At 72.5% G+C, this 25503-nt stretch carries 26 protein-coding genes and 1 pseudogene; 14 read left to right on the forward strand and 13 right to left on the reverse strand.

What is annotated here, in order from left to right; all coding sequences use genetic code 11:
• The 3 genes and pseudogenes from ABZ810_RS31590 to ABZ810_RS31600 form a co-directional block, all read right to left on the reverse strand.
• A pseudogene (locus ABZ810_RS31590) lies at positions 1 to 867 on the reverse strand (DNA-directed RNA polymerase subunit beta); the annotation flags it as partial.
• Between the two features lie 405 nt (positions 868 to 1272).
• Positions 1273 to 2268, reverse strand: coding sequence for a hypothetical protein (locus ABZ810_RS31595; protein WP_358409543.1), 996 nt, complete (start codon positions 2266 to 2268; stop codon positions 1273 to 1275).
• A 98-nt stretch (positions 2269 to 2366) separates the two neighbouring features.
• Positions 2367 to 3014: a DoxX family protein gene (locus tag ABZ810_RS31600; RefSeq protein ID WP_358409545.1), complete on the reverse strand. Its 648-nt coding sequence runs from the start codon at positions 3012 to 3014 to the stop codon at positions 2367 to 2369.
• 137 nt (positions 3015 to 3151) lie between these two features.
• Here ABZ810_RS31600 and ABZ810_RS31605 point away from each other — a divergent pair, with 137 nt between their 5' ends.
• Both ABZ810_RS31605 and ABZ810_RS31610 read left to right on the forward strand, forming a co-directional pair.
• Positions 3152 to 4423: a TerD family protein gene (locus tag ABZ810_RS31605; protein WP_358409547.1), complete on the forward strand. Its 1272-nt coding sequence runs from the start codon at positions 3152 to 3154 to the stop codon at positions 4421 to 4423.
• 100 nt (positions 4424 to 4523) lie between these two features.
• Entirely contained in the window at positions 4524 to 5201 is a 678-nt protein-coding gene (locus tag ABZ810_RS31610) for a nitroreductase family protein (RefSeq protein WP_358409549.1), read from the forward strand.
• 75 nt (positions 5202 to 5276) lie between these two features.
• Here the strand turns inward: ABZ810_RS31610 and ABZ810_RS31615 are convergent, their stop codons facing one another.
• From ABZ810_RS31615 to ABZ810_RS31625, 3 genes are all read right to left on the reverse strand, one after another.
• Complete coding sequence (locus ABZ810_RS31615) at positions 5277 to 5906, reverse strand: endonuclease (protein WP_358409551.1); 630 nt, start codon at positions 5904 to 5906, stop codon at positions 5277 to 5279.
• 71 nt (positions 5907 to 5977) lie between these two features.
• A complete protein-coding gene (locus ABZ810_RS31620; RefSeq protein WP_358409949.1) occupies positions 5978 to 6724 on the reverse strand; it encodes a ribonuclease HII in 747 nt (248 codons plus the stop codon).
• Positions 6725 to 6810: 86 nt separating this feature from the next.
• On the reverse strand, positions 6811 to 7743 hold the full coding sequence (locus ABZ810_RS31625) for a haloalkane dehalogenase (protein ID WP_358409552.1): 933 nt from the start codon (positions 7741 to 7743) through the stop codon (positions 6811 to 6813).
• Between the two features lie 94 nt (positions 7744 to 7837).
• Here ABZ810_RS31625 and ABZ810_RS31630 point away from each other — a divergent pair, with 94 nt between their 5' ends.
• Entirely contained in the window at positions 7838 to 8236 is a 399-nt protein-coding gene (locus ABZ810_RS31630; RefSeq protein ID WP_358409554.1) for a VOC family protein, read from the forward strand.
• 124 nt (positions 8237 to 8360) lie between these two features.
• On the opposite strand, the gene ABZ810_RS31635 is transcribed toward ABZ810_RS31630, so the two are convergent.
• A complete protein-coding gene (locus ABZ810_RS31635) occupies positions 8361 to 8966 on the reverse strand; it encodes a response regulator transcription factor (RefSeq protein ID WP_358409555.1) in 606 nt (201 codons plus the stop codon).
• Positions 8967 to 8978: 12 nt separating this feature from the next.
• Positions 8979 to 10502, reverse strand: a complete 1524-nt coding sequence (locus ABZ810_RS31640) for a histidine kinase (RefSeq protein ID WP_358409556.1) — start codon at positions 10500 to 10502, stop codon at positions 8979 to 8981.
• Between the two features lie 196 nt (positions 10503 to 10698).
• Between ABZ810_RS31640 and ABZ810_RS31645 the strand changes: the two genes are divergently transcribed.
• Positions 10699 to 13335, forward strand: coding sequence for an AAA family ATPase (locus tag ABZ810_RS31645; protein WP_358409558.1), 2637 nt, complete (start codon positions 10699 to 10701; stop codon positions 13333 to 13335).
• Positions 13336 to 13410: 75 nt separating this feature from the next.
• Positions 13411 to 14493, forward strand: coding sequence for a winged helix DNA-binding domain-containing protein (locus ABZ810_RS31650; RefSeq protein WP_358409560.1), 1083 nt, complete (start codon positions 13411 to 13413; stop codon positions 14491 to 14493).
• A gap of 116 nt (positions 14494 to 14609) precedes the next feature.
• Here ABZ810_RS31650 and ABZ810_RS31655 read toward each other — a convergent pair whose 3' ends face one another.
• Positions 14610 to 14885, reverse strand: a complete 276-nt coding sequence (locus ABZ810_RS31655) for a hypothetical protein (RefSeq protein WP_358409561.1) — start codon at positions 14883 to 14885, stop codon at positions 14610 to 14612.
• A gap of 168 nt (positions 14886 to 15053) precedes the next feature.
• The gene (locus ABZ810_RS31660) at positions 15054 to 15896 is read right to left on the reverse strand and encodes an SMP-30/gluconolactonase/LRE family protein (RefSeq protein WP_358409563.1); all 843 of its coding nucleotides are present in this window, start codon (positions 15894 to 15896) and stop codon (positions 15054 to 15056) included.
• Between the two features lie 118 nt (positions 15897 to 16014).
• On the opposite strand from ABZ810_RS31660, the gene ABZ810_RS31665 reads away from it, so the two are divergent.
• The 4 genes from ABZ810_RS31665 to ABZ810_RS31680 are packed head-to-tail and all read left to right on the forward strand — an operon-like array spanning position 16015 to position 18748.
• Positions 16015 to 16380 (forward strand): YciI family protein, encoded by a 366-nt coding sequence (locus ABZ810_RS31665; protein WP_358409564.1) that lies wholly within the window; start codon positions 16015 to 16017, stop codon positions 16378 to 16380.
• Positions 16377 to 17579, forward strand: a complete 1203-nt coding sequence (locus tag ABZ810_RS31670; protein ID WP_358409565.1) for a DUF6596 domain-containing protein — start codon at positions 16377 to 16379, stop codon at positions 17577 to 17579. The genes ABZ810_RS31665 and ABZ810_RS31670 overlap by 4 nt, the downstream gene beginning before the upstream one ends.
• Positions 17580 to 17626: 47 nt before the next feature.
• The gene (locus ABZ810_RS31675) at positions 17627 to 18058 is read left to right on the forward strand and encodes a hypothetical protein (protein ID WP_358409566.1); all 432 of its coding nucleotides are present in this window, start codon (positions 17627 to 17629) and stop codon (positions 18056 to 18058) included.
• Positions 18059 to 18085: 27 nt separating this feature from the next.
• Positions 18086 to 18748 (forward strand): YdcF family protein, encoded by a 663-nt coding sequence (locus ABZ810_RS31680; RefSeq protein WP_358409568.1) that lies wholly within the window; start codon positions 18086 to 18088, stop codon positions 18746 to 18748.
• Here the strand turns inward: ABZ810_RS31680 and ABZ810_RS31685 are convergent.
• Positions 18693 to 19097 (reverse strand): hypothetical protein, encoded by a 405-nt coding sequence (locus ABZ810_RS31685; RefSeq protein WP_358409570.1) that lies wholly within the window; start codon positions 19095 to 19097, stop codon positions 18693 to 18695. The two genes, ABZ810_RS31680 and ABZ810_RS31685, sit on opposite strands and share 56 nt — an antisense overlap.
• A 100-nt stretch (positions 19098 to 19197) precedes the next feature.
• Here ABZ810_RS31685 and ABZ810_RS31690 point away from each other — a divergent pair, with 100 nt between their 5' ends.
• Positions 19198 to 20172 carry a helix-turn-helix domain-containing protein gene (locus ABZ810_RS31690; RefSeq protein WP_358409572.1) on the forward strand — a complete coding sequence of 325 codons (975 nt, stop codon included), beginning with the start codon at positions 19198 to 19200 and terminating at the stop codon, positions 20170 to 20172.
• A gap of 13 nt (positions 20173 to 20185) precedes the next feature.
• Here ABZ810_RS31690 and ABZ810_RS31695 read toward each other — a convergent pair whose 3' ends face one another.
• Positions 20186 to 20782 carry a TetR/AcrR family transcriptional regulator gene (locus ABZ810_RS31695; RefSeq protein WP_358409574.1) on the reverse strand — a complete coding sequence of 199 codons (597 nt, stop codon included), beginning with the start codon at positions 20780 to 20782 and terminating at the stop codon, positions 20186 to 20188.
• A 98-nt stretch (positions 20783 to 20880) separates the two neighbouring features.
• Between ABZ810_RS31695 and ABZ810_RS31700 the strand changes: the two genes are divergently transcribed.
• Both ABZ810_RS31700 and ABZ810_RS31705 read left to right on the forward strand, forming a co-directional pair.
• Positions 20881 to 21672, forward strand: coding sequence for an SDR family oxidoreductase (locus tag ABZ810_RS31700; RefSeq protein WP_358409576.1), 792 nt, complete (start codon positions 20881 to 20883; stop codon positions 21670 to 21672).
• Positions 21673 to 21715: 43 nt separating this feature from the next.
• The gene (locus ABZ810_RS31705) at positions 21716 to 22420 is read left to right on the forward strand and encodes a histidine phosphatase family protein (RefSeq protein ID WP_358409578.1); all 705 of its coding nucleotides are present in this window, start codon (positions 21716 to 21718) and stop codon (positions 22418 to 22420) included.
• Between the two features lie 50 nt (positions 22421 to 22470).
• Here the strand turns inward: ABZ810_RS31705 and ABZ810_RS31710 are convergent, their stop codons facing one another.
• Positions 22471 to 23391, reverse strand: coding sequence for a LysR family transcriptional regulator (locus ABZ810_RS31710; protein WP_358409579.1), 921 nt, complete (start codon positions 23389 to 23391; stop codon positions 22471 to 22473).
• A 105-nt stretch (positions 23392 to 23496) separates the two neighbouring features.
• Here ABZ810_RS31710 and ABZ810_RS31715 point away from each other — a divergent pair, with 105 nt between their 5' ends.
• Positions 23497 to 24483 carry a fumarylacetoacetate hydrolase family protein gene (locus tag ABZ810_RS31715; RefSeq protein ID WP_358409580.1) on the forward strand — a complete coding sequence of 329 codons (987 nt, stop codon included), beginning with the start codon at positions 23497 to 23499 and terminating at the stop codon, positions 24481 to 24483.
• Positions 24480 to 25499, forward strand: coding sequence for a cyclase family protein (locus ABZ810_RS31720; RefSeq protein WP_358409581.1), 1020 nt, complete (start codon positions 24480 to 24482; stop codon positions 25497 to 25499). The genes ABZ810_RS31715 and ABZ810_RS31720 overlap by 4 nt, the downstream gene beginning before the upstream one ends.
• The last annotated feature ends 4 nt before the right edge of the window (positions 25500 to 25503 follow it).

Genomic DNA, 25503 nt, shown 5'->3' on the forward strand with positions numbered 1-25503 from the left:
GTAGCGCTTGGGGTTGAAGTACAGGTTCTCCAGCAGGGTCTGCGCCGACTCCTTGGTCGGCGGCTCGCCCGGACGCAGCTTGCGGTAGATGTCGATCAGAGCCTCGTCCTGGGTGGACGTGTGGTCCTTCTCCAGGGTGACGTTGATCGACTCGTAACCGCCGAAACGTTCGCGGATCCGCGCCTCGTCCCAGCCCAGCGCCTTGAGCAGCACGGTCACCGGCTGCTTGCGCTTGCGGTCGACGCGGACGCCCACGTTGTCGCGCTTGTCGACCTCGAACTCCAGCCAGGCGCCCCGGGACGGGATGACCTTGCAGCCGTAGAGGTCCTTGTCGGTCGTCTTGTCCAGGTTGCGTTCGAAGTAGACGCCGGGCGAACGGACCAGCTGCGAGACGACGACGCGCTCGGTGCCGTTGACGATGAAGGTGCCCTTCGGGGTCATGAGCGGGAAGTCACCCATGAACACCGTCTGGCTCTTGATCTCACCGGTGGTGTTGTTGATGAACTCCGCCGTGACGAACATCGGGGCGGAGTAGGTCATGTCCTTGTCCTTGCACTCCTCCACGGAGTACTTGGGCGGCTCGAACCGATGATCACGGAACGACAGCGACATGGTTCCGGAGAAGTCCTCGATCGGACTGATCTCCTCAAAAATCTCTTCGAGGCCCGACTGCGTCGGGACGCTCTTACTTCCGGCCTTCTGGGCCGCCTCGACCCGGGCCTTCCACCTCTCGTTGCCCAGCAGCCAGTCAAAGGACTCGGTCTGCAGGGCGAGAAGATCGGGAACCTCGAGCGGCTCCTTGATGCGCGCGAAGGTGACGCGACGGGGACCAGCGGGTACGGCGGAGGCATTGCGCGAGGCTGCCAACAGATGTCCTTCCGAGGGCTCGCGGCGGACTGACGACATGCACGCCAGACGACGTCACAACCACTACGGAGGAGTGGGACGGCGAGGGTAGGCGTAGAAGCGCAGCATAAGGCAAAACGCAGACAGATGTCCACACCTATGAACAGTGTCAAACCTCAATCCCGCAATCAGGATCGCATGCCTGCGTGGAAATCGTCAAGCCAGACGCTCTAGGAATGTCCTAGAGGGGCAGTCCTGAACATATACCGGCCAGAAGGGCGTCGCGTCCGGGACGGCCGAGTTCATCCGTCACACAGCAGTATCCGAGGGATGCGCTCCAGCGGATCGAGCCCGGCGAACCGCCCGGTGATGGAGGGGCGGGTGCCGGGACCCGCGGGGGTCGGGTCCCGGCACGTGCCCTTGGTGTCATTCGGGCGGGGGATGGAGAGGGAAGCCGGGTGCGTATCGCGCGGTGGGAGATGCGGTGGGAGATGCGGTGGGAGATGCGGTGGGAGACGCGGTGGGAGATGGAGCGGGGTGGGCGTCGCGGACTTCCATGGGTGTGAGCGGCTCGAAACGGTCGGCGAGCAGGCGCCAGCCCCGAACGGTCTCGCCCTCGGTATCGGCCGCGGCCTCAGTGTCGGTGCCTGCTTCGGTGCCGGTGCCTGCTTCAGTGCCGGTGCCTGCTTCAGGGGCGTGGGCGGGGAGGGGTCGGGTGCACAGGGTGATGGTGGCGGACTCGCCCAGGGCGTAGGTGGCGGCAAGGAGCGTGGCGAAGATGTCGAGGCGAGGGCCGTACGACCAGAGCCGCTGCTCGTCCTGCTCGAACTCCGCCTGGGCGGAGAGTTGCTCGGGGCCCGCGTCCATGACGCAGGTCAGGCGGTGCGCGCCGGGGCCGGCGCCGCGGACGAGGGCCACCAGGTGGGAGCCGCCGAACGTGGCGGCCTCGCTCGCGGGGGTGGCGGCGCGCTCGGCGGGCTCGGTCGCGAGGTCCAGCAGTCCGAGGGCGGTGGAGGCGGTGCGCTCGTCGTCGCGCTGCTCGACGAGGTGGCGCAGGACGACGTCGAGGGGCTCGCCCGCGTAGGGCATGGGCGGCAGGAGACGGCGGTCGGCGGAGTATTGGGCGCGGCTCACGGCGCTGTCGGCCGGGACGCCCTCGTCGGCGCAGAACGCGCGGTAGTCGTCGGGGTCGAGGGGGCGCACCCAGACGTGGCCGCCGTGCCGTCGCAGGTCGCGCAGGACTAACCGGGCCCGCTCGCGGTATCGGGCGTAGTCGCCGGCGGCCGGGCGGGCTCGGCGCATCGCGTCGAAGTCGGCCTCGGTGCAGAGCAGCTCGACGGTGATGTCCGGGCCGGGCGTGGACTCGGTGCCGGGCGTGGATGCGGTGCGGGACGCGGACGCTGTGCGGGACGTGCCGGCCATGGTCGCTCCTCCGTACGGATCGGGGTCGGATGACTCCGTAGAGCGACGAAGTTAGTGCACGGCACTGACATTTCGCGGCACTGACATTTCGCGGCCCGTCAGGACGAGCCCTCGTCGGGGGAGGCCGGGCGTTCGATCGGCTGCGTCTCGGTGGCGCGGCGCCGGCGGATGCCCTTGCGGCCGGCCACCAGGGTGTCGTCCTCGGTGCCCTCGATGATCGCGGCGGCCGTCCTGGGCTTGTCGGGGTCGGACACCTCGTCGAAGTGCTCCAGTGCCTCCATGACCTCCTGGTCGTCGTCGTCCTCCCGGCGGGGCGGCCAGGCGCCGCGCTTGAGCAGGAGGGTGTCGACCGAGAGCCGGCCTCCGGCGCCGGCGGCGAAGAGGAGGCTGGTGAGGCCGAGCACCAGGACGAGCTCGTAGCCGTACCCGACCTTGTCGCCGTCGACGAGCATCAGCCCCTGGTCGGCGTGGACGAAGACGAAGGCGCCGGCCATGTCGAGGAAGAGGAACGCGCCGGCGACCGGGAGGCCCACGCCCGCGATCAGGGCGGCGCCGCCGAGGAGCTCGACGAACGCGGCGTAGGCGGCGGCGCCGGTGGGGGCGGGGACGCCCATGTCGTCGAACTGCCGGCCGGTCGCGGTGATGCCCGCCTCGATCTTCTGCCAGCCGTGTGCGATGAAGACGACGCCGACCGCGATCCGGGCGAGCAGGGCCACGACGTCGTAGAACAACGATTGAGGGCGCATTGACGCCGTTCCTTCCGTTTTGCCGGAGCAGATCGTGAGTATGACCGTGACTCGGTGGAAGCGCGAGCCGCCCTGGTCGCCTGCACGGTGCTCCTGGTCATAGGTTGGACAACGTCGGAAGAGAAGGGGTTCGGTAGATGTCGATGCAGAAGGGCGCCAACACTCCGGTGCCGGTCGCCTCGGTGCGGGTCGAGCTGGGATGGCAGGGCGGCCCGGGTGTGCCCGACGCCGACGCCTCCGCGCTCCTGATCTCGGGTACGGGCAAGGTCCGTTCGGACGGTGATTTCGTCTTCTACAACCAGCCTGCGCACGCCTCGGGCGCCGTACGGCACGAGGGCAAGCAGCGGGGCCCGACCGTCACGGACGTCCTGGGCGTCGACCTCGGCCGGGTCGAGGAGGCCATCGAGAAGATCGTGATCGCCGCCTCGGCCGACGGCGGCACGTTCGGCGAGTTCCAGGGCTTGTACGTGCGGGTGCTGGACGCGGCGGGCGGCAGCGAGGTCGCACGTTTCGACAACCCCGGCGCGACCACGGAGACGGCGTTCGTGCTGGGGGAGCTCTACCGGCGCCAGGGCGCCTGGAAGTTCCGCGCCATCGGGCAGGGATACGACTCGGGGCTCGCGGGACTGGCGACCGACTTCGGCATCTCGGTCGATGACCCGGCCCCCGCCCCGGCCCCGCCCCCGCCTCCTCCCGTTCAGCAGACGCCGCCCCCGCCTCCGCCCCCGCAGCAGGTCGCTCCGCCGCAGCAGCGGCCCGCGCAGCCTCCGGTGCAGGGCGGGAAGATCTCGCTGACCAAGAGCTCGCCGTCGGTGTCGCTGACCAAGCAGGGCGCGACGTCGGGCAACATGCGGGTCAACCTCAACTGGACGGCGCGCGAGGGCGTCGCGACCGGGCTGTTCGGCAAACGCCGCCGCGGCTACGACCTCGACCTCGACCTGTGCTGCCTGTGGGAGCTGCAGGACGGCCGCAAGGGCATCATCCACGCGGTCGGCGACATGGGCGCGCTGGACCGCCCGCCGTACATCCAGCTCGACAAGGACGACCGCACGGGCGCGGTCGAGTCCGGCGAGAACATGACGATCAACCTCGACCACGCGGCGCAGTTCAAGCGCATCCTGGTCTTCGCGGAGATCTACGAGGGCGCCGACGACTTCCGCGGGCTGGACGCGGTCGCCACGCTCCACCCGGTCGGGTCGCCGCCGATCGACATGCGCATGGACGACTGTCACGACGCCTCGCGCGACGCGGTCCTGGCGCTCATCGAGAACGTGAACGGCGAGCTCGTCGTGCACCGTGAGGGCCGGTTCGTCCTGCCGCCGTCCGGCCGTCCGCGCTGGGGCAAGATGTCGGTCGACCAGGCGTACGGGTGGAACCTCGAATGGGTCGCCTCGCGCGGCAAGGACTGACACCGGCCGCGACGGTCGCGGCCCTGGTCCGCCGGAACGGGCCGCGACCATGATCGTCCGGCGGTTGTCGTGCCCGGGCGGTCGCGGTATCAAGTGATCCATGAGTGCTTCCCGGCAGTCCCCTCGGCACCCGGTGGTGCCCGCCCCGCACTTCGACGTGCCCGATGAGCAGGCCGTCCGCCGAGCGCAGGCGTTCGCCGACACCATGGCGCTGCGCCGCACGGTGCGCGACTTCTCCGGCCGGCCGGTCCCGATGGAGATCGTCGAGCACGCCGTCCGCGCGGCGGCGACGGCGCCGAGCGGGGCCAACCTGCAGCCGTGGCGGTTCGTGGTCATCACCGACCCCGCGCGCAAGCGGCGCCTGAGAGAGGCGGCCGAGGAGGAGGAACGGGAGTTCTACGAACGCCGTGCCTCCCAGGAATGGCTGGACGCCCTGGCGCCGATCGGCACCGACTGGCGCAAGCCCTTCCTGGAGGAGGCGCCGGCGGTCATCGTGGTGTTCGAGGTGCACAAGGGACCGCACACGCCCCGGCCTTACTACGTCAAGGAATCGGTCGGCATCGCGGTCGGGTTCCTCCTCGCCGCGCTGCATCAGGCCGGTCTGGCCACGCTCACCCACACGCCGAGCCCGATGCGGTTCCTGAACGAGGTCTGCGAGCGGCCTCAGGAGGAACGCGCGTACGTGGTCATCCCGGTGGGCTACCCGGCCGGCGACGCGATGGTGCCCGACATCGCCCGCAAGCCGATCGACGAGGTGGTCGTCCACCTCGACGGCTGAGCCGAGCAGACCGGAGCTGAGCCGGGCCGGGCGAGCAGCCCCGCCCGGCCGGCCCGGGCCGACGACGGGTGGGGGTCAGGGTTTGAGGGAGTCGGCGAGCTTCTTGTCCCTGGCCACGCGGACGAGCGCGGCGGCGAAGCGGGACATGTCCTTGCCGGGGACCTCGTCCGCGAGCCGCTCGGGGTCGGTGGACAGGCCGAGGCGTTCGGCGCCCTTGAGAGCGAGCGAGTCGAGATAGGGACGCAGCCACGGCCACATGGCCTGTGCTTCTCGGCAGAAGATGTCCACCCCGGTCGGTCCGATACCGGGGAACTCGCGCAACAGCTTGCCCGCGCGTTCCCTGTCGCGGCCTGACTCGATGGCGAGCCGCCGCAGGTCACCCCCGTACTTGTCCTGCACCATCTCCGCCATGTCGCCCAGCCGGCTCGCGGTGCTCTCGTCGTACCGGACGTAGTGGGCCCGGCCGAGGGCGTCGACCCGTTCCTGCCAGCTCAGCCGGCCCAGGCCGCGCGGTGTGCCGCCGCCCGCCGCGAACAACTCCCGGGCGGCGTCCATCGCGATGTCGGAGGAGATGCGGGTGCTCATGAGGTTGGCCAGGACCAGCAGCTTGAACAGCGCGGCGGGCTGGTCCTTCAGCGGAATCCCGGCCTCCTCCGCGAAGGTCGTGCTCGCCTCACGCAACAGCTTCCGTACGACAGCGTCCATGACAGCGTCCTCCCGTCCTCGAGCGACCTACCCCGGCCAGCGGGAACAATCCGCCCGAACGGAAAGCGCCGTCAGATCAGGCTGAGCTGCCCTTCCCCCGCGAGCGGATCGCGGTGCTTCTTAAGGTGACGCCACTGCGGGAGGTCGTCCAGATAGGACCACGACATGCGATGGTGCGGTGTCGGTCCGTGTTCTTCGAGTGCCTTCTGATGGACGGGGGACGGGTAACCCGAGCACGCCGCGAACCCGTACGCCGGGAAGGCGGGCTCCAGCGCCGCCATCAGGCGGTCGCGGTGCACCTTGGCCATGACCGACGCGGCCGCGACCGTCACCGAACGCTGGTCGGCCTTGATCTCGCACCGAACCCGCCAGGGGTGTCCCAGGAAGTCGTTGGAGCCGTCCAGGATGACCATGTCGGGCGCCTCCGGAAGGGCCTCCAGTGCCCGTACGGCGGCGCGCCGCAGCGCGATCGTCATCCCGGCCTCGTCGATCTCCTCGGGGGAGGCCGAGCCGATGGCGTACGAGGTCAGCCAGCCGGGCAGGACCTCGGCGAACGCCTCCCGGTGCGCCTCGGTGAGCAGCTTGGAGTCGGTCAGCCGGACCTGGCGTCCGCCGCGTCCGGGCAGCGCCGGCGGGGGCGTGAGGTCGGTGACCGCCGCGCACACCACCACGGGGCCGGCCCAGGCGCCGCGCCCGACCTCGTCGAGCCCCGCGATGCGCACGGCGCCGCCGGCGCGGAGCTGGGCCTCGATCTCGTACCCCGCCTCCTTGGGCGGCGTCGCCCGTCCGGCGGGCGCCGTCTCCTCGAGACCGGGCAGCGCACCCGCCTGGTGGTCGGTCAAGGCGTCTCCCAAGGTGAGGTGTCCGGCTCCGCGTCATCGGGGTTAGCCCAGCATTATCGCAGTCAGGCGACCGGGGTTCGTTCGACGAACGCGGCGATCTCGCGGCCGAGGCGTTCGCCGTCGTCCTCCTGGAGGAAGTGCCCCGCGCCCTCGATGGTGGGGTGGTCGACGCCTGCCGCGGGCAGCGCCGCCGCTCCCGGCACGAACTGGCGGAAGAGCGGCGCCATCGCGCCGGTGATCGGGTCCTGGTCGCTGAACGCCACCAGGAACGGCTTGTCCCACGCGCGCAGGACGTCCCAGGCGTCGCGGTTGGGCTGGGCCTCGGGGTCGTCCGGGTCGGCGGGCACCAGGCCGGGCATCGCACGCGGGCCCGCCTTGTACGCCTCGTCCGGGAACGGCGCGTCGTAGGCGGCGCTCACCTCGCCGGGCAGGGTGGTGCGGCACCCGGACCGGACACCGCGCGCCACGTCGAACTCCGCCGCCGTGCGGACCGACTCGCGGAACCGCAGCCAGGTCTCCGGCATCGGGAAGTCGCCCGTCGGCAGCCCGGTGTTGGCGGCGACGATCCGCGCGAAACGTTCGGGATGGGCGACCGCGAGCCGCAGGCCGATGAGGCCGCCCCAGTCCTGCCCGACGAGCGTGACGCCGCGCAGGTCGAGCACGTCGAACAGCAGCGCGCGCGTCCACTCGATGTGGCGGGCGTAGGTGTGGTCGCCGATCTCGGCGGGCTTGTCGGAACGCCCGAAGCCGACGAGGTCGGGGGCGACGACGCGCAGGCCCGCGTCCGCCAGCACGCGCATCACGTGCCGGTAGAGGAACGACCAGCTCGGCTCGCCGTGCAGGCACACCACCACCGGGCCGTCCGCGGGGCCCGCCTCGACGTACGCCATCCGCAACGCCCCGCCGTCCTGGTCGGGGACGTCGGCGTAACGTGGCTCGTACGGGAAGCCGGGCAGGTCGCCGAAGCGCTCGTCGGGGGTGCGCAGCGTTCGCATGGCGCCCATGATGTCAGCCGGCGTTCGCAGCAGACGCTCCCGGCACCGGGGCAATGGGTCGCAGGCGTCGTTCCGTTCTCCCTAGGCTTCCGGCATGCCTGTGAACATGTTCGCCGTGACTCTGGACTGTCCCGATCCGGGCGAGCTCGCCCGCTTCTACCAAGGGTTTCTGGGAGGGACGGTGTCCGTCGCCCCGGAGGGGGATTTCGCGGTGCTCGTGATGGACGGGGCGGAGGTGCGGCTGGACTTCCAGAAGGTGGGCAACCCGGCGCCGCCGCGCTGGCCCGATCCGGCGTCGCCCCGGCGGCACCACCTGGAGTTCGCCGTCGACGAGGGGCTGGACGTGATGGAACGGCGGCTGCGAGAGCTCGGCGCGTCCGTTCCCGAAGACCAGACCGTGCCGGAGGGCGAGGTGTTCCGCGTCTTCGCGGACCCCGCGGGTCACCTGTTCTGCTTGGCGCCGCGCGAGGAGACCTACGTCCGCGAGGGCTGAGGACGCCGCCGAGTGCCGGACGGGGCGGTACCCGTCTGTCGTACGGGCGGGTGTGTCGTACGGGCGAGTGTGTCGTACGGGCGAGTGTGTCGTACGGGCGGTACGCGTCGTACGGGCGGGTGCGTCAGAGCCAGCCGTTGTGGCGGGCGGTGCCGACGGCCTCGATGCGGTTGCGTGAGCCGGTCTTGCCGATGGCGGACGACAGGTAGTTGCGGACGGTGCTCTCCGACAGGTGCAGGCGGGCGGCGATGTCGGCGACCGTCGAGCCGTCGGAGGACGCCGCGAGGACGTCGCGTTCGCGGCCGGTGAGGGGGTTGGGGCCGACCGAGAGCGCGGCCGTGGCCAGGGCGGGGTCGACGACCTGCTCGCCCGCCAGGACGCGGCGGACGGCGTCCACGAGGTCCTCGATGGGGCCGTCCTTGACCAGGAACCCTCCGGCGCCCGCCTCCATCGCGCGGCGCAGGTATCCGGGGCGCCCGAAGGTCGTGACGATCAGGACCTTGCAGGACGGGAGCTCGCGGCGCAGGTCGGCGGCCACGTCCAGGCCGCCGCGCCCGGGCATCTCGATGTCGAGCACAGCGACGTCCGGCCGGGTCCCGAGCGCGGCGGCGAGCACCTCGCCGCCGTCCGCGATCTGGGCCACCACCTCGAAGTCCTCTTCGAGGTCGAGGAGCAGGGCCAGGGCGCTCCGCATCATGCCCTGGTCCTCCGCCAGGAGGATCTTGATCACGCCGCCATTGTCCTACCGGCCGTCGCCGAGCGGTACTCGTACGACCAGCACGAACCCGCCGTCCGCGGCCGGACCGGCCTCCACCGCCCCGCCGGCGCCCGCCATGCGCTCGCCGAGCCCCTTCAGCCCATGCCCGCCTGTCCCTCCCGAAAGCCGCCCCACCCGGTCCACCCCGTCCACCCCGTCCACGCCGCTCAGGCCGTCCACGCCGCCCAGGCTGCTCACGCCGTCCACGCCGCTCAGGCCGTCCACGCCGCCCAGGCTGCTCACGCCGTCCACGCCGCCCAGGCCGTCTGCGCTGCTCAGGCTCTGCGCGCCGCCGGCGGCGGGGGCGTTGTTGCGGATCTCGGCGGTGACCCGTTCGCCGTCGTTGCGCAGGGTGATCTCGCAGCGGGTGGCGAGGCTGTGCCGGATGACGTTGGTGACGCCTTCGCGGATCGCCCAGCCCAGCAGCGCGTCGGGTCCGGCCGGCGGCGGCGGGCCGGTGCGGCGCACGACCATCTCGACGCCGGCGTCGGCGAGGGCGGTGTGGGCCGCGTCGAGTTCGGCGTTCAGGCCGCGGCCTCGGTAGCCGGAGACGGCCTCGCGCACCTCCGTGAGCGCCTGGCGTCCGACGGTCTCGATGTCGGCGGCCTGTTCGGCGGCGAGGACGGGGTCGCGTCCGGCGAGGCGCCGGGCGACCTGCGCCTTCACGACCATGATCGAGAGGGTGTGGCCGAGCAGGTCGTGCAGGTCGCGGGAGAAGCGCAGCCGTTCCTGCTCCACGGCGGCGTGCGCGAGCTCCCCGCGTGCGTCGCGCAGCATGCCGATGACGATGTGCAGCCGCAGCACGATCGCGGTCACCAGCCCGGCGGTCGCGGTGCCGTACGCGTACCCGAGCATGCTCTGGCCGCTCTCGCCCGCCAGTGCCGGGACGAGGATCGACAACCCGGTCGGCAGCCCGATGATGACCACGAGCGGGAGGTCGGGGCCGTCGTGACGCGCCCGCACGTGGCCCGCGAGTGATCCGGCGGCGAGGCCGAGCATCGGGAACAGCGGGTACCACCGCTCGCCGAAGCCCCACGTCGCCAGGCCCGTGACCAGCATCAGCACGCCGAAGAGCCCGATCGGCGCGCGCAGTGGCACCTTGGCGCTGAACGCGGTGAGCACCGTGGCCACGTACAGGCCCGCGATCACGACCAGCGCGGGGAACATCGCCCACGCGGGGCCGCCGCCCCCGGTCAGCGCGTGCTTGGCCGGCCAGGCGAGGAAGACCAGGCAGACGCACATTCCGGCGGGGCTCGGACCCTTGCGTTCGACCTTGTCGATGTCGACGTCGGGGCGCCGCCGTCCGGCGTCGGCGGCGTCGGCGGCGTCGGCCAGCCAGTTCCGCAGGCTCCTCACCTGGCGAACACCTCGTGCACGCCCCTCAGGGTAGAGCGCCATGCCGCGCCCGAACCCGGCCCCGGACTCGCCCATGGCCGCCGCCGGGCCGCCCGCGGCCGGCCCGGCGGCGGCGCGCCACGCCGCACCGGCATTGGTGATCTTGTTTCTCACATCTCCGACGTTACGGACGCGGGCCGGGCCGGCGGCAGGGCCGCGAATCCACTCCTGCCCAGTACGAATGTCCCGGCCGCGGTGTCCGGAGTGCCCGCGGGAGGGCCGAAATCCGACCGATCGCTTCTCGTCAGGAGTCAACGAACCGCGCCCGAGGAGTCCCGTTCGAGCCTGTCCTGCGCTTTACTCGCCTGTGATGGCACTGTTCGGGAGATCCCGCTCCCGCCCGGCGGGCACCGCGGCGCGGGATCTATTCGAGCGCCTGCGATGGCGTTATTTCCAGGTCCAGCCGGGGCTGCGGTTCCTGGGGGGACTGCTGCTGCTCGCCGTGGTCGTGGCGGTGGCTGTGGTGATGGAGGCGCCGGTGCTGAGCGCCGCCGCGTTCACGCTCATCCTGCTGGTCGTCGTCCACCTGACGCTGCGGTCGCCGACGGGCATGGCCGTCGTCACGGTGATCCTGGGGTGGCTGGCCTTGTCGATACCTCTCGGTCACCTTTTCCCGGAGCACGACAGCCGGCCGCCGTACCTGAGCCACTCGCTGCTGCTCGCGCTCCTCGCGCTGCCCGTGGCGTTCGTGGCGTTCCGGCTGCGGGGGTACGTGCCGTGGCGCACGGCGCTGCTCACGCTGGGCGCGGCGGGGGTGGTCACGGCCGCGGCCGTGCATCCGCTGCCGGACATGAACGTCCTGCCGGCGTGGCTGGCGGCGCTCGTCGTCCTGGCGTACCGCTGGAACGAGGCGCGGCGTTCGGTGTCCGCCGAGGCGTACGAGACGGGCTGGGTGCAGGAGCAGTCCAACCCGCGCGGCGGCGGCGACGGGACGGCGGCGGCGTCGTCCGGCGGCAAGCCGCGCTCGGATCGGCGCGGCGGGCCCAAGACGGGCGGAGGCTCGAAGACGGGCGGAGGCTCGAAGGGGGGCGGTGGCTCGAAGAACGGTGACGGACCGGGCTCCGGCTCGGGCGCCTCCGACTCCGACGACTCGCCCTCGGGCGTTCCGGCGGCGACGCAGGCGGCGTACGAGCAGCGCGCGGCGGCGCAGGCGCAGACCCAGGCGCGCGAGGCGGGCGGCGACCCGTCCGGCGAGACCACCGGGGACGGCAGCCCGGACGACCAGCCGGAGATCTCGGTCGCCGAGGCGCTCGCCGAGCTGAACGACATGATCGGGCTGGAGCCGGTCAAGCGCCAGGTGCGGTCGATCGCCGCGTCCATCGAGGCCGCGCACCTGCGCGCCGCGGCCGGGGTGCCCACCGAGAAGCCGATGCGGCACTTCGTCTTCGTCGGGCCCTCGGGCACCGGCAAGACCACGGTCGCCCGCGTCCTCGCCAAGATCTTCTACGCGTTCGGGCTGCTGCCGACGCCGGCCGTCGTGGAGGCGCACCGCGCCGACCTCGTCGGCGAGTACCTCGGCGCCACCGCGATCAAGACCAACCAGCTGGTCGACTCGGCGCTCGGCGGCATGTTGTTCATCGACGAGGCGTACGCGCTGGTCAACGCCTCCGAGGGCCAGCCGGACCGGTTCGGCAACGAGGCGGTGCAGACGCTCCTCAAGCGGGCCGAGGACGACCGCGACAACCTGGTCGTCATCCTGGCCGGGTACGAGACGCAGATGGCCGAGTTCCTCGACTCCAACCCCGGCCTGGCCTCGCGGTTCGGCACCCGCGTGCACTTCCCCTCGTACCGCCCCGACGAGCTGCTGCTCATCGCCGACTACCACACCGGCCTGCGCGACGACCGGCTCGACGACGAGGCCCGGCGCCGCCTGGGCGTGCGGTTCGAGGAGGTCGAACGGCGCGGCATCGTCGACGAGCTCGGCAACGGGCGCCTGGTGCGTTCGATCACCGAGGCCGCGGCGCGCGCCCGCGACATGCGCGTGGTCGAGGCCGGCGGCAGCCCCACCGCCGACGACCTCGTCACGTTGCGCACCGAGGACGTGGAGACCGCGTACGCCGAGCTCACCGAGCGGTACCGCGGGTACGCCGAGACGCCGACCCTCGACGAGGCGCTCGGCTCGCTCGACGCGATGATCGGGCTGGAGCCGGTCAAGCGCCAGGTGCGCGAGATCGCCGCACAGCTCCAGGTCGCGCAGCTGCGCGCCGAGCAGGGCCTGGTCACGCGTCCGCCGACGCGGCACTTCGTCTTCACGGGGCCGCCCGGCACCGGCAAGACGACCGTGGCCCGCGTGCTCGGCCGCATCTTCTCCGCCCTCGGGCTCCTCGCCCGCCCGTCCGTGGTCGAGGCGCAGCGCGCCGACCTGGTCGGCGAGCACCTGGGCGCCACCGCCCTCAAGACCAACAAGATCATCGACTCGGCGCTCGGCGGGGTGCTCTTCGTGGACGAGGCGTACTCGCTGAGCAACCCCGGCTACAGCGGCGGTGACGCGTTCGGCGCGGAGGCCGTCCAGACGCTCCTGAAGCGGGCCGAGGACGACCGCGACCGCATCGTGGTGGTCCTGGCGGGCTACGACCGCGACATGGAGCGTTTCCTGGCGACCAACCCCGGTCTGGCGTCGCGCTTCGACGTGCGGGTGGAGTTCCCGTCGTACGGCCCGGACGAGCTGCTGCAGATCGCCCAGCTGATCGCCGAGCAGGGTGGCGACCGGTGGGAGGAGGAGGCCCTCGACGACCTGGCCCTGGTGTTCCAGCGCGCGTGCGGCACGGGGCGCATCGACGAGCTGGGCAACGGCCGTTTCGCCCGTTCCCTGTACGAGAAGGCGAGCGCCTCGCGTGCCCTCCGCGCCGCCCAGCTCGGCCATGCCGCGACCACCGCCGATCTCACCGTCCTCACCACCGACGACGTGCGGGCCGCCTTCTCCGAGGTCACCCACCGCCTGATCTGAGCCCGCGCCCCGCTGGGCCGCGGCCGTGGCGTCGGCGCGGGCTGACTGTCGGAGGGATGCGGTGTAATCGGACGCATGAGATCGGTGACGTGGGGTCAGGTGCTGGCGTGGCGCATGCGGCGCCAGCTGCTCGAGGCGCCGGAGGCCCTGGACGCGGTCGAGATCACGCGCCGCCTGGCCGGTGTCCAGGCGCAGGTCGCCTCGTCCGCCGAGCTCGCGGTCGCCCTCCGCCATCCGGCGCCCGCCTTCGGCGCCGTGCCGGCCGCGCTGTGGGACGAACGCACCCTCGTCAAGACCTGGGCCATGCGCGGCACCCTGCATCTGCTGCCCGCCGACGAGGCCGGGGCCTACCTCGCCCTGTGCGCCACCATCCGCAGCTGGGAGAAGCCCTCCTGGGCCAAGGCGTTCGGGGCCGACCCCGTCGACCTGGAGACCATCGCGGCCGCCGCCGCCGACGCGCTCGCCGGCGGTGCCGCGCTCACCCGGGAGGAGCTCGGCGCGGCGATCGTCGAGGCGACCGGCTCCACGCACCTCGCCGAGTTGCTCGGGTCGGGCTGGGGCACGCTGCTCAAGCCGCTCGCCTGGTGGGGAGTGCTCTGCTACGGCCCGTCGCAGGGCACGCGCGTCACCTTCGCCTCCCCTGAGCGCGCCATCCCCGGCTGGAAGGGCCTTCCCGCCGTCGAGGACGCCGCCCGCACCGCCGTCCGGGCCTTCCTGTCGGCGCACGGCCCGGCGACGCCCGACGGCTTCGACAACTGGCTGATGCGCAAGGCCTCTCGCAAGAGGGACGTCAGAGCGTGGTTCGAGGCCGCGGGGGAGCTCGCCACCGTCGACGTCGAGGGCTCGGAGATGTACGTCCTGCCCGAGCACCTGGACGAGCTCCTCGGCACCGGGCCCACCCGGTCCGTGCGCCTCCTCGGCGGCTTCGACCAGTACGTTCTGGGGGCGGGCACGGGCTCCACCTACCTCGTCCCGGCCGAGCACCGTTCCAAGGTCAGCCGCACCGCGGGCTGGATCTCACCGGTCGTCCTGTACGAGGGCCGCGTCGCCGGGGTCTGGGAGCCCGGGTCCGGCGGCGGCCTCACCGTGACCCCGTGGGAGGACATCCCGGCCACACCACTCGAAGCCGAGATCGCCCGCCTGACGCCCCTCCTGTGACCTCAGGCCCGGCCGTGGGCAGATCCCCGGACAGGCCCCTGGGCGGATCCTCGGGCAGGCCTCCGGGCTGATCTCGGGGCCCGATCTCCGGCTTGATCCCGGGGCTGAGCCGAGGGTCACGAGTCCTGGTCGGGAGCCGGCAGGCCGCGTTCCTGCTCGTACCCCACGGTGAGCGTCTGCGCCCACCACTGATCGACCCCCTGGTCCTCGACGAGCCAGCGGACGATCTCGCCGCGCGGGCGATTCTTTGCCCCCCATTGGTCGAGCACGGCGAACCAGTCGTCCCAGCTGCGCTCGGTGCTCTCCCGTACGGCCGCGTCGGTGACCTCGCCCTTGAGGGCCTTGCGATCCCCGGAACCCGTGGGCCTGGGCTTGGACGGCTTCTGGTTCATGATCTGTACCTTCCCCGTCGCTCCCGCCGTCATGGCTCTGACCTGCCCTTTCGTAACCAGGCAAAGATCGGTAAAGGGCGCCCGGCAGGCGAGGCGGGCCTCACAGGCCAGCCTCGCCCGCCGAACGGCCCCCCGCAACACCCCCGGGTCACGCCTCGACCGCGGCGATCACCCCCGGCCGGCGTGCGGGACGGGGACGCGGCAGGTCAGCACGCGGCCCTGGCGGATCCGGGCCGCCTGCTCGGGGTCGTAGGTCGGAGCGGCGCACAGGAACAGCGTGCGGCCGTCCTCGCCTCCCAGGGCGCAGGCGAAGACGCCCAGGTCGCCCGCGCTCACCTCGTCCAGGATCTCTCCGCCCTCACGGACCCGGACGGCGCGGTTGCCGCCCGCGTCGGCCATCCACACCGCGCCCTCGGCGTCCAGGGCGATCCCGTCCGGCGGGCTGCCGGGCACGTGCGCCCAGACGCGCCGGCCGTCCAGCGCGCCGCCGGGCCCGATGTCGAACGCGGTGAGCCGTTCCGCCCACGACTCGGCGATGATCAGCGTGGCGCCGTCCGGGGTGATGGCCGGCCCGTTGGGGAACGACATGCCCTCCGCCACCACGGTGACCGAGCCGTCCGGGTCCACGCGGACCAGGTTGGTGGCCGGCCGCGCGTCCCAGTTCATGACGTCGCAGCAGCCGATGTAGGCGCGGCCCGCCGCGTCCACCACCATGTCGTTGGCCGCCCCGCCCGCCGCGGCCTCCGACAGGTCGGCAAAGGGCACCGGCTCGCCGTCCACCAGCTTGAGCAGCGTGTTGTCCATCATGGAGACGATCAGCGGGGTGCCGTCGGGCAGCCAGCCGATGCCGGACGGGGAGCCGGGCACCTCCGCCACGGTCTCGGCCGAGCCGTCGGGCGCGACGGCCAGCACGTGGTGGCGCCAGAAGTCGGAGACCCACAGCCGCCCGTCGTGCCAGCGCGGCCCCTCGAAGAACGCTCCGCCGTCGATCAGGGTGTCGAGTGAACGCATGGTCCTGTCCTCTCTCCGGGGCGCCCCGCCGGCGCCCTTCACCCGGGACGTAGAGGCCGGGCGGGCGTTCTCGACATCGGGTGAGAGAGAATTTCGGAGAGATTCTGGGGAGGCGGACGTGAAGTACCTGATCATGATCTACCACAACCCCGAGAGCCGGGCGTTGTGGGACAAGATGTCACCCGCCGAGCAGGCGCTCGGCCTGGACGCCTACGAGGCGCTGGACGCCGCGCTGACCGAGTCGGGCGAGCTGGTCGTGTCCGAACGCCTCGCCGACCCGGAGACGGCCCGCCGCGTCGGCGTCCGCGACGGCGAGACGATCTCCAGCGACGGCCCGTTCGCCGAGGTCAAGGAGCAGCTGGCCGGCTTCTACCTGGTCGACGTCGAGGACCTCGAACGTGCCACGGAGATCGCCGGGCGGATCCCGGAGGCGTTCCTGAACATGATCGAGGTGCGGCCGGTCATGGGGCTGCGCGGGCCGTGACCACCGAGGACCTCCTGCGCGGCCTGGCGCCGCGGGTGCTCACCGCCCTGGTCCGCCACCACGGCGACTTCGACGCCTGCGAGGACGCCGTGCAGGAGGCCCTGCTCGCCGCCGCGGTCCAGTGGCCCCGCGACGGGGTCCCCGCCAACCCCAAGGGCTGGCTGATCACCGTCGCGTCCCGCCGCCGGATCGAGCTGTGGCGCAGCGACGCCGCGCGCAGGCGCCGCGAGGAGACCGCGGCCGTCCTCGAACCCGCCGGGTCCGCCCCCGCCCCCGCCGCCGACGACACCCTCACCCTGCTCCTGCTCTGCTGCCACCCGTCGCTCACGACGGTCTCCCAGGTGGCCCTGACGCTCCGCGCCGTCGGCGGCCTGACCACCGCGGAGATCGCCCGCGCCCTCCTCGTCCCGGAGCCGACCCTCGCGCAGCGCGTCAGCCGGGCCAAGGCGAGCATCAAGGCGTCCGGTGCCGCCTTCCGGCTGCCGCCGCCCGCCGAACGGGCCGAACGCCTCGCCGCCGTCCTGCACGTCCTCTACCTGATCTTCAATGAGGGGTACACCGCCAGCTCGGGCCCCGCCCTCAACCGCGTCGAGCTCTCCGCCGAGGCGATCCGCCTGACCCGCGGGCTGCACGCCCTGCTCCCCGAGGACGGCGAGGTCACCGGGCTCCTGGCGCTGATGCTCCTCACCGACGCCCGGCGCCCCGCCCGCACCCGCGCCGACGGCGCCCTCGTCCCGCTCGCCGACCAGGACCGCACCCGCTGGAACGCCGCCGCCATCACCGAGGGCACGGCCCTCATCACCCACGCCCTGGCCACCGCCCCGATCGGCCCGTACCAGCTCCAGGCCGCCATCGCCGCCGTCCACGACGAGGCCGCCGACGCCGCCGCCACCGACTGGCGCCAGATCCTCGGCCTCTACGAACTCCTGGAGACCCTCGCCCCCAGCCCGATGATCACCCTCAACCGCATCGTCGCCCACGCCATGGTCCACGGCCCCCGAGCCGGCCTCGACCTCCTCGCCGCCCCGCCCCCCGCCCTGGCCGGCCACCACCGCCTCCACGCCGTACGAGCCCACCTCCTGGAGCTCAACGGCGACCTCCCCGCCGCCCGCGCCCACTACGAAGAAGCCGCCCGCCGCACCCTCAGCCTCCCCGAACGGCGCTACCTGAAGTCCAAGGCCACCCGCCTCCCCACCTGAACGAGCCCCCGGCGGCCGATGTCGGAGGGGGTGTCTAGGTTGGTCGCGTGGCTTCGTTCAAGGACTTCAACTTCAAGCTCGTCGTCGTCGAGCAGCTGATGTACATCGACGAGACGCTGACGCCGCAGTTCCGGCTCGCGGATCTGCTCAAGGGGAAGGAGGGATTCGGGGGCGATCCCTGGAATTACGCCCACGAGCGGGGGCTGTCCTACCAGGTGATGCCGGAGGCCAGGGCCTACTTCGAGGCGCTGGAGATTCCCGGTGAGCTGCTGGCCGGGGTCGAGGAGCTGTGCATGGACGGCGGCAACCAGGTCTACCAGGAGTGCGCGCCGGTCTGGGACGGGGAGGACGACCTGTTCGACATCGGGTCGCTCGACGACCTGGCGCTGGTTCCCAACCTCCGGCGGGTGCTCGGGTCGGAGTTCCTCGGGCCGGAGCTGCTGGAGGTGCTCACCGCACGCGGCATCGCGGCGGACTGACCGGTGGGCGTCCGGGATGACGCTCGGGTGATCTGGGATTACCACCTGATGGGGCATGAGCTGCGGGCGTGCTCGGCGGGGATCGGGCTGGGGAGTCACGACATCGGGGTGGCGGTGTGGGCGGCCGAGCTCTACCGGCGGGGGTTGTTCGAGGTGCTGGTGTTCAGCGGCGGCAACAGCCCGACGACCGTTGAGGCGTTCCCGCGCGGCGAGGCCGTGCACTACCGGGAACGGGCGATGGAGCTGGGCGTTCCGGACGAGGCGATCATCGTGGAGCCGGACGCGTCCAACACGGGGGAGAACATCGCCTTCTCGCGGGCGCTGCTGGAGGGGCGGGGGATCGGGGTCGGGTCGGTGCTGCTGGTGTCCAAGCCCTACATGGAGCGGCGGTCGTACGCGACGGTGCGGAGGATGTGGCCGGAGGTGGAGGTCGTGTCGGCGTCGCAGCCGCTCACGTTCGGGGAGTACGTGGAGGCGATCGGGGACGAGCGGTTCGTGATCGACATGGTGGTCGGGGACCTCCAGCGGGTGGTGGAGTATCCGGCGCGCGGGTTCGCGATCGAGCAGGAGGTGCCCGCGGGCGTGCACGCCGCTTACCGGCGGCTCGTGGCCGCCGGTTACGACAGCAGGATCGTCAGTGGTGGTGGTGAAGGTACTCGTCGCGGCGGAGGAACATCAGCGCGAGCATGAGCGGGAACATCGCGACGTGGGCGATCATCATGAACGTCATGCCGTCCATCGTGTCCAGCCAGATGAGCGGGAAGAGGACGGCGGGCGCGAACATGACGGCGCACATCTCCAGGGTGACGTGCCACCCGTGGCCGCGGAAGCGCATGATGGCGGCCATGCCCACCGACATGTTGAACGCCATCAGCAGGTAGGCGGCCTCGGGGTGCGTCTCGTAGGACGGGTCGACGCCGGCGAGGGCGAAGAGCAGTCCGAGGACGCCCATGCCGACGAACATGGCGATGATCATCTCGATGTAGTGCCAGGTGAAGCGGAGCCAGGGGCGGCGCGTGGCCGTGGGTGTCTGAATCATGTGCTCACTCTCGTGCGCGCACCGGACCTATGCCAATAGGGGGCAGGGGTATGTGTCCGGAAACTTGGGATGTCCGTCCGGGAGGCATAGGGTCGGGGGCATGACCGAACGGCGTGTCGTCGTCGTGGGGTATCACGCGGCCGAGTTGCTCGACATCGCCTGCATCACGACGAGCCTGGAGATGGCCAACTTCGTCCGCGCCTCGCCGCCCTACCAGGTGCGGGTGGCCGCCCCGGGTGGCGGCGCGTTCACGTGCGGCACGGGGCTGACGCTGGTCGCGCAGGAGAAGCTGGAACGGGTGACCGGGCCGCTCGACTCGCTGATCGTCTCGGGCGGGATCGGGCACGCGAAGGCGGCCGCGGACGCGCTGATCGTGGGGCATGTGCGGCGGCTGGCGCGGGAGTCCCGGCGGGTCGCGTCGGTGTGCACGGGCGCGAGCGTCCTGGCCGCGGCCGGGCTGCTGGACGGCCGGCGCGCCACCACGCACTGGCGGTGGGCGCCCGACCTGGCGTCGCGGTTCCCCGACGTGGACGTCGACGCCGATCCGATCTTCATCCGGGACGGGAACGTGTGCACGGCGGCGGGGGTCACCAGCGCCCTCGACCTGATGTTGTCGTTCGTCGAGGAGGACCACGGCGCGGCGATGGCGCGCGACGTCGCGCGCAACCTGGTGACCTACCTGCAGCGGCCGGGCAACCAGGCGCAGATGAGCATGTTCACCAGCGCCCCGGCGGCGGCCGATGGGCTGGTCCGGCAGGTGATGGACCATGTTGCCGCGCATCTGGACGAGGACCTCTCCGCGGCCGCGCTGGCGGCGGGTGCGGGCGTCAGCGAGCGGCATCTGACCAGGCTGTTCATCCAGAACGTGGGGGAGGCGCCCGGCAAGTACGTGCGGCGGGCGCGCACGGAGGCGGCGGCGCACCTGCTGACGTCGACGTCGCTGCCGATGGGGGCGATCGCGGCGCGTTGCGGGTTCGGGACGGTCGAGACGTTGCGCCAGGCGTTCGTGGCGCGTTACGGCGTGCCGCCGTCGCGGTACCGGGCGACGCAGTCGCACTGCGCCGACGCCGGCTGACCGGGCCGCCCCGTCAGGGCGTCGCGTCCGGGCGGGGGAAGGCCGACAGGACGAGGTCCACGGTGCGGTGGAGCTCGTCGGCGGTCGCGCCGCCGGTCGCCTGGATGGACAGGCCGTAGGTGACGGCCCAGATGTGGCGGGCCAGGGCTTCGGTGTCGGTGCCGGCCGGCAGGTCGCCCTCGGCGAGGGCGCGTTCGAAACGTTCGTGGAGAGCCTCCTGGCCGGCGTCGCGGCGGGCGGCGACCTCCGCGCGCGCCGGGTCGCCCTGGGGGCCGGTGGCGAGCGCGCCCTGCACGAACAGGCAGCCGCGCGGCTCGCAGGTGTTGAGGTCGACCGAACCGCGCATCAGCGTCTCGGCGGCGGCGCGGGCGGTCGGCGCGTTCATGGCCTCCTGCACATAGCTCGCGGGGCCCGCGCTGTAACGGTCGAGCGCCTTGCTGAAGAGGGCCGCCTTGTTGCCGTACGCCGCGTACAGGCTGGGCTTGTTGATGCCCATCGCCTCGGTGAGGTCGGAGAGCGCGGTGCCCTCGTACCCGTGCCGCCGGAAGACCTCCAGCGCGCGGTCGAGCCGCTCGTCGAGGTCGAACTCCCGCGGGCGTCCGGTCGCCATCCCATCCTCCATTGCGCAATCAGTACCGATCGGTATAGTACTCCATGGAGTTCAATACCGCTCGGTACACATCTCGGTGCACAATATGGAGGCTCGGCATGGGCAAGGCATTGGACGGCAAGCTCGACGGCAGGTCGGACGGCAAGGTGGACGGAAAGTTGGCCGGCAAGGTCGCGCTGGTCACCGGCGGGTCGCGGGGCATCGGCGCGGCGGCGGCCCGCGCGCTGGCGGACGCGGGCGCGCACGTGGCGATCGCGTACGCCGCCTCGGCGGACAAGGCCGCGGACGTGGTGCGCGACCTGGAGGCCAAGGGCGTGCGGGCGAACGCCTACAAGGCGGACCAGGCCGACCCGTCCCAGGTGGCCGGGCTCGTCGACCAGGTCGTCGCGGACTTCGGGCGGCTGGACGTGCTGGTCAACAACGCCGGGGTGATCGCCACGGGCACGGTCGGCGACATCGACCCGGCCGCCGCCGACCACATGTACGCGGTGAACGTGCAGGGCGTGGTCGCGGGCATCCGCAGCGCCGCCAAGGTCATCGCCCCCGGCGGGCGCATCATCACGGTGGGTTCGAACCTGTCGAGCCGGACGAGCTTCCCGGGCATGGCCGACTACGCGGCGACCAAGTCCGCGATCATCGGCTACTCGCAGGGCGCGGCCCGCGACCTGGCGCCGCGCGAGGTCACGGTGAACGTGGTGCAGTCGGGTTCGGTGCACACCGACATGAACGACGAGAACGGCCCGATGGCCGGCGGGCAGCGCGCCCTCAACGCCCTGGACCGTTTCGGCCGGCCCGCCGAGATCGCCGCCGGCATCGTCTTCCTGGCGAGCCCGGACGCCTCGTTCGTCACCGGCTCGGTGCTGACCATCGACGGCGGCATGCTGGCCTGACCCGGGGGCGTGGTCCCTCGCCGGTGGCGGTTAGGGTCGCGGTGTGGCGGCAGCTGATGATCAGACCGAGTACCGGCAGACCCCCTACGCACCGCCGGCCGGCGCGACCGAGGTCCTCCTCGTCCGGCACGGCGCGTCCCAGGCCGCGCGTCCCGACTCGCCGTTCCCGCTCGTGGACGGGCACGGCGATCCCGAGCTGGCATCCGAGGGCCGGGTGCAGGCCGAACGGGTCGGGGAGCGCCTGAGCGCGGTGCCCCTCGACGCCGTCTACGTGACGTCGCTGCGCCGGACGGCCGAGACCGCGGCGCCGCTCGTCCGCCGGAACGGGCTGGAGCCGCTGGTGGAGAAGGACCTGCGGGAGGTGCACCTCGGCGAATGGGAGGGCGGCCTCTTCCGCAAGATGATCCACGAGAACGGGCCGGTCGCGCGGCGGCTCTGGGCCGAGGAACGCTGGGACGTGATCCCGGGCGGCGAGCCGACGGAGGTGTTCGCCGCCCGGGTGCGCGGCGCGATCGACCGGATCGTGGCCGCGCACCCGGACGCGCGGGTCGCGGTCTTCACGCACGGCGGCGTCATCGCGCAGGCGCTCGCCCTGGCGTCCGGCTCCCGCCCGTTCGCCTTCCTCGGCGCCGACAACGGCTCGATCTCGCAGCTCGTCGTGGTCGGCGGCCAGTGGGCCGTGCGCCGCTTCAACGACACCGCCCACCTGGAGACCGACCTGGAGGCGGGCTTCACTCCCCTCACCTGACCCACCAGCGGCAGGGCACGATTCAGGCGGCACGATTCAGGCGGCGCGTTTCACGGGGGCGCGTTCTGGACCTCGCGGCCCACGCGGGCCATGGTCTCGCGGAGCCAGGCGTGGCCGGCGTCGCGCGCGTGCACCGGATGCCACCACATCGCCTCGACGAGCGGGACCGCGTCGAACGGGCACGGCAGGGTGCGGACGGCGGCGAGCCCCTCGTAGCGGGCGGCCAGGCGTTCCTGGATGAGGGCGATCCGGTCGGTCCCGGCGATGAGGAACGGGATCGCCTGGAAACTCTCCACGACGATGTCGATCCGCGGCTCGATGCCGAGCGTCCGCAGGTGGCGGGACGCCGGGGTGTACGCGGTGGGCCGGTGGAAGAGGTCCACCCACGGCAGGGTCGCCAGGTCGTCCAGGGTGAGCCGGTCGCCCACGGCCGGATTGTCGCTGGCCACCATGCACAACCAGCGGTCGGTGAACAGGTCGACCGCCGGGTGGTCGGTCAGGAACCCGTGCGGCATCAGCAGCCCGTCGCACGTGCGCAGCGTGGTGTCGATGTCGTCGACCTCGGCGGGCCCGAACTGGTGGAGGCGCAGCCGCACCCCGGGCGCCGCGCCGCGCAGGGCCGCCGACAGCCGTTCGCCGAGCACGGCCAGCGCGTAGTCGGACGTGCGGACGGTGAACTCGCGCCGCGCCGTCGCCGGGTCGAAGCCGGGCTGCGCCGTGAACACCCGTTCCAGCATCACGCAGGCGGCCTCGACGGGCTCGACCAGCGCCAGGGCCAGGGGCGTCAGCTCGTGCCCGCCGCGGACGCGGACGAGCAGGTCGTCGCCGAAATGGCGGCGCAGGCGGGCCAGCGCGGCGCTGGTGGCGGGCTGGCTCAGCCCGATCCGCGCGCCCGCGCGGGTCACGTTGCGCTCGTCGAGCAGGGCGCGAAGAGCGACGATCAGGTTGAGGTCGAGGCCTGCCAGCTGCATGACCTCAGACTATTCGTCCGACAGATGTAGTGCATACATACTATTCATTTGCCAGATCGAGTGAGCGGCGTCACCTTGGGAGGACCCACCCCGAAAGGACCTCCGGTGGCCTCACCCCAGCAATTCGTCCTCGGCACGTTCGCCGACCCCGCCGGCGGCGGCGCGTACCCCGGCCTCGTCAGCGACGATCACGTGCTCGACCTGCGGACCGCCGGTCCGCCCCTGCCCGGCCCGCCCGCGGGCGGGCTCACCACGCGCGTGCTCCTGGAGCACTGGGACGCGGTGTTCCCGCTGCTCGGCGCGCTCGCCGGGCGGGCCGCCGCCGAGGGCGTGCCGGTCGCGGACCTCCGGGTCCTGGCCCCGGTGGAGCCCCGGCAGGTGTTCCAGTCGGGCGCCAACTACCGGACGCACGTGATCGACCTCGCGGTCGCGCACCGCGCCGCCGACGACCCGCGCGACGCCGACCGGGTGCGGGCGGAGACGGCCGCGATGATGGACCGCCGCGCCGCCGAGGACCTGCCGTACGTCTTCGTCGGGCTGCCGTCGGCGATCACCGGCCCGTACGACGACGTGGTGCTGCCGTCCTGGTGCGCCGAGCCCGACTGGGAGCTCGAGCTGGCCGCCGTGATCGGGCGTCCGGCCTGCCGGGTGGACCGCGACGCCGCGCTGGCCCACGTGGCCGCGTACACCATCGCGAACGACGTCACGGCGCGCGAGGTCGTCTTCCGGCCCGACATGCCCGCCATCGGGAGCGACTGGCTGCGCGCCAAGAACGCGCCCACGTTCACCCCGCTCGGGCCGTGGCTGGTGCCCGCCGCGTTCGTCGCCGACCCGCGGGACCTGCGGCTGACGCTGAAGGTGAACGGCGAGGTCCGGCAGGACGAGTCCGCCAAGGACATGATCTTCGACGTGGCGCGGCTGGTGTCGTACGTCTCGCAGACCACCACGCTGCTGCCCGGCGACCTCGTGCTGACCGGAAGCCCGGCGGGGAACGGCAAGCACTGGGGGCAGATCCTGCGCGACGGCGACGTGATGGAGGGCTCGATCACCGGGCTCGGCACCCAGCGCAACCGCTGCCGGGCCGAGTCATGACGCCGGACTCCCAGAGCACGGCGCCGGACCACCGGAGCACGGCGCCGGACCCGCACGACCCCGAGGGGGCGATCGCGGCGGCGGCCGGGGCGTACTCCAACTGGGGCCGCTGGGGCGACGAGGACGTGCTCGGCACGGTCAACTTCATCGGCGCGGCCGAGCGTGCCCGCGCCGCCGGGCTGGTCCGCCGCGGCGCGAGCTTCTCGCTGGCGATGCGCTTCCAGAACGACGGCCCGCAGAAGGGCTGGCGGCGCCGCGTGAACCCGGTGCACACCATGACCGACACCGGGGCCGAGGCCGCGCTCGGCGTCCAGGGCTTCCCGCACGGGTTCGGCGGCGCGGACGACGTGATCTTCATGCCGTTGCAGTGCGCCACCCAGTGGGACGGCCTCGGCCACATCTTCGACCACGGCAGGGCGTGGAACGGGCGCGACGCCGCGCAGGTCGTCACCAGCGAGGGCGACCGGGTGACCGGCATCGAGCACCTCGCCGCGCCGGTCACCGGACGCGGCGTCCTGCTCGACGTCGGCCGCGTCGCGGGCGAGGACGGCGAGCTTCCCGACGGGTTCGCCGTCACCGAGGAGCACCTGCGCGCCGCGATGGACGCCCACGGCGTCGAGGTGAGGCGCGGCGACATCGTGCTCGTCCGCACCGGCCAGCTCGCCCGCGTCCGCCGCTCCGTCGAGCGCGGCGACGGCTGGGGCGACTACGCGGGCGGGCCCGCGCCCGGCCTGTCGTTCACCACCGCCGGATGGCTGCACCGCACCGAGATCGCCGCCATCGCGACCGACACGTGGGGCTTCGAGGTGCGGCCGAACGAGTTCGAGCACGCCTTCCAGCCGCTGCACCAGGTCGTCATCCCGCATCTGGGCCTGCTCATCGGCGAGATGTGGGATCTGGACGGGCTGGCGGCCGACTGCGCCGCCGACGGCGTCCACGAGTTCCTGCTCACCGCCGCGCCGCTGCCCGTCACCGGCGCCGTCGGCGCCCCCGTCAACCCCATCGCGCTCAAGTGAGGAG

This window comes from Spirillospora sp. NPDC047279, assembly GCF_040643285.1.
GTDB lineage: Bacteria > Actinomycetota > Actinomycetes > Streptosporangiales > Streptosporangiaceae > Spirillospora.

Coding starts and splice junctions, on each gene's coding strand:
- ABZ810_RS31595 (WP_358409543.1), bottom strand. CDS start 2,268: ATGGCCGGCACGTCCCGCACAGCGTCCGCGTCCCGCACCGCATCCACG.
- ABZ810_RS31600 (WP_358409545.1), bottom strand. CDS start 3,014: ATGCGCCCTCAATCGTTGTTCTACGACGTCGTGGCCCTGCTCGCCCGG.
- ABZ810_RS31605 (WP_358409547.1), top strand. CDS start 3,152: ATGTCGATGCAGAAGGGCGCCAACACTCCGGTGCCGGTCGCCTCGGTG.
- ABZ810_RS31610 (WP_358409549.1), top strand. CDS start 4,524: ATGAGTGCTTCCCGGCAGTCCCCTCGGCACCCGGTGGTGCCCGCCCCG.
- ABZ810_RS31615 (WP_358409551.1), bottom strand. CDS start 5,906: ATGGACGCTGTCGTACGGAAGCTGTTGCGTGAGGCGAGCACGACCTTC.
- ABZ810_RS31625 (WP_358409552.1), bottom strand. CDS start 7,743: ATGCGAACGCTGCGCACCCCCGACGAGCGCTTCGGCGACCTGCCCGGC.
- ABZ810_RS31630 (WP_358409554.1), top strand. CDS start 7,838: ATGCCTGTGAACATGTTCGCCGTGACTCTGGACTGTCCCGATCCGGGC.
- ABZ810_RS31645 (WP_358409558.1), top strand. CDS start 10,699: ATGGCACTGTTCGGGAGATCCCGCTCCCGCCCGGCGGGCACCGCGGCG.
- ABZ810_RS31650 (WP_358409560.1), top strand. CDS start 13,411: ATGAGATCGGTGACGTGGGGTCAGGTGCTGGCGTGGCGCATGCGGCGC.
- ABZ810_RS31655 (WP_358409561.1), bottom strand. CDS start 14,885: ATGAACCAGAAGCCGTCCAAGCCCAGGCCCACGGGTTCCGGGGATCGC.
- ABZ810_RS31660 (WP_358409563.1), bottom strand. CDS start 15,896: ATGCGTTCACTCGACACCCTGATCGACGGCGGAGCGTTCTTCGAGGGG.
- ABZ810_RS31685 (WP_358409570.1), bottom strand. CDS start 19,097: ATGATTCAGACACCCACGGCCACGCGCCGCCCCTGGCTCCGCTTCACC.
- ABZ810_RS31690 (WP_358409572.1), top strand. CDS start 19,198: ATGACCGAACGGCGTGTCGTCGTCGTGGGGTATCACGCGGCCGAGTTG.
- ABZ810_RS31695 (WP_358409574.1), bottom strand. CDS start 20,782: ATGGCGACCGGACGCCCGCGGGAGTTCGACCTCGACGAGCGGCTCGAC.
- ABZ810_RS31700 (WP_358409576.1), top strand. CDS start 20,881: ATGGGCAAGGCATTGGACGGCAAGCTCGACGGCAGGTCGGACGGCAAG.
- ABZ810_RS31710 (WP_358409579.1), bottom strand. CDS start 23,391: ATGCAGCTGGCAGGCCTCGACCTCAACCTGATCGTCGCTCTTCGCGCC.
- ABZ810_RS31720 (WP_358409581.1), top strand. CDS start 24,480: ATGACGCCGGACTCCCAGAGCACGGCGCCGGACCACCGGAGCACGGCG.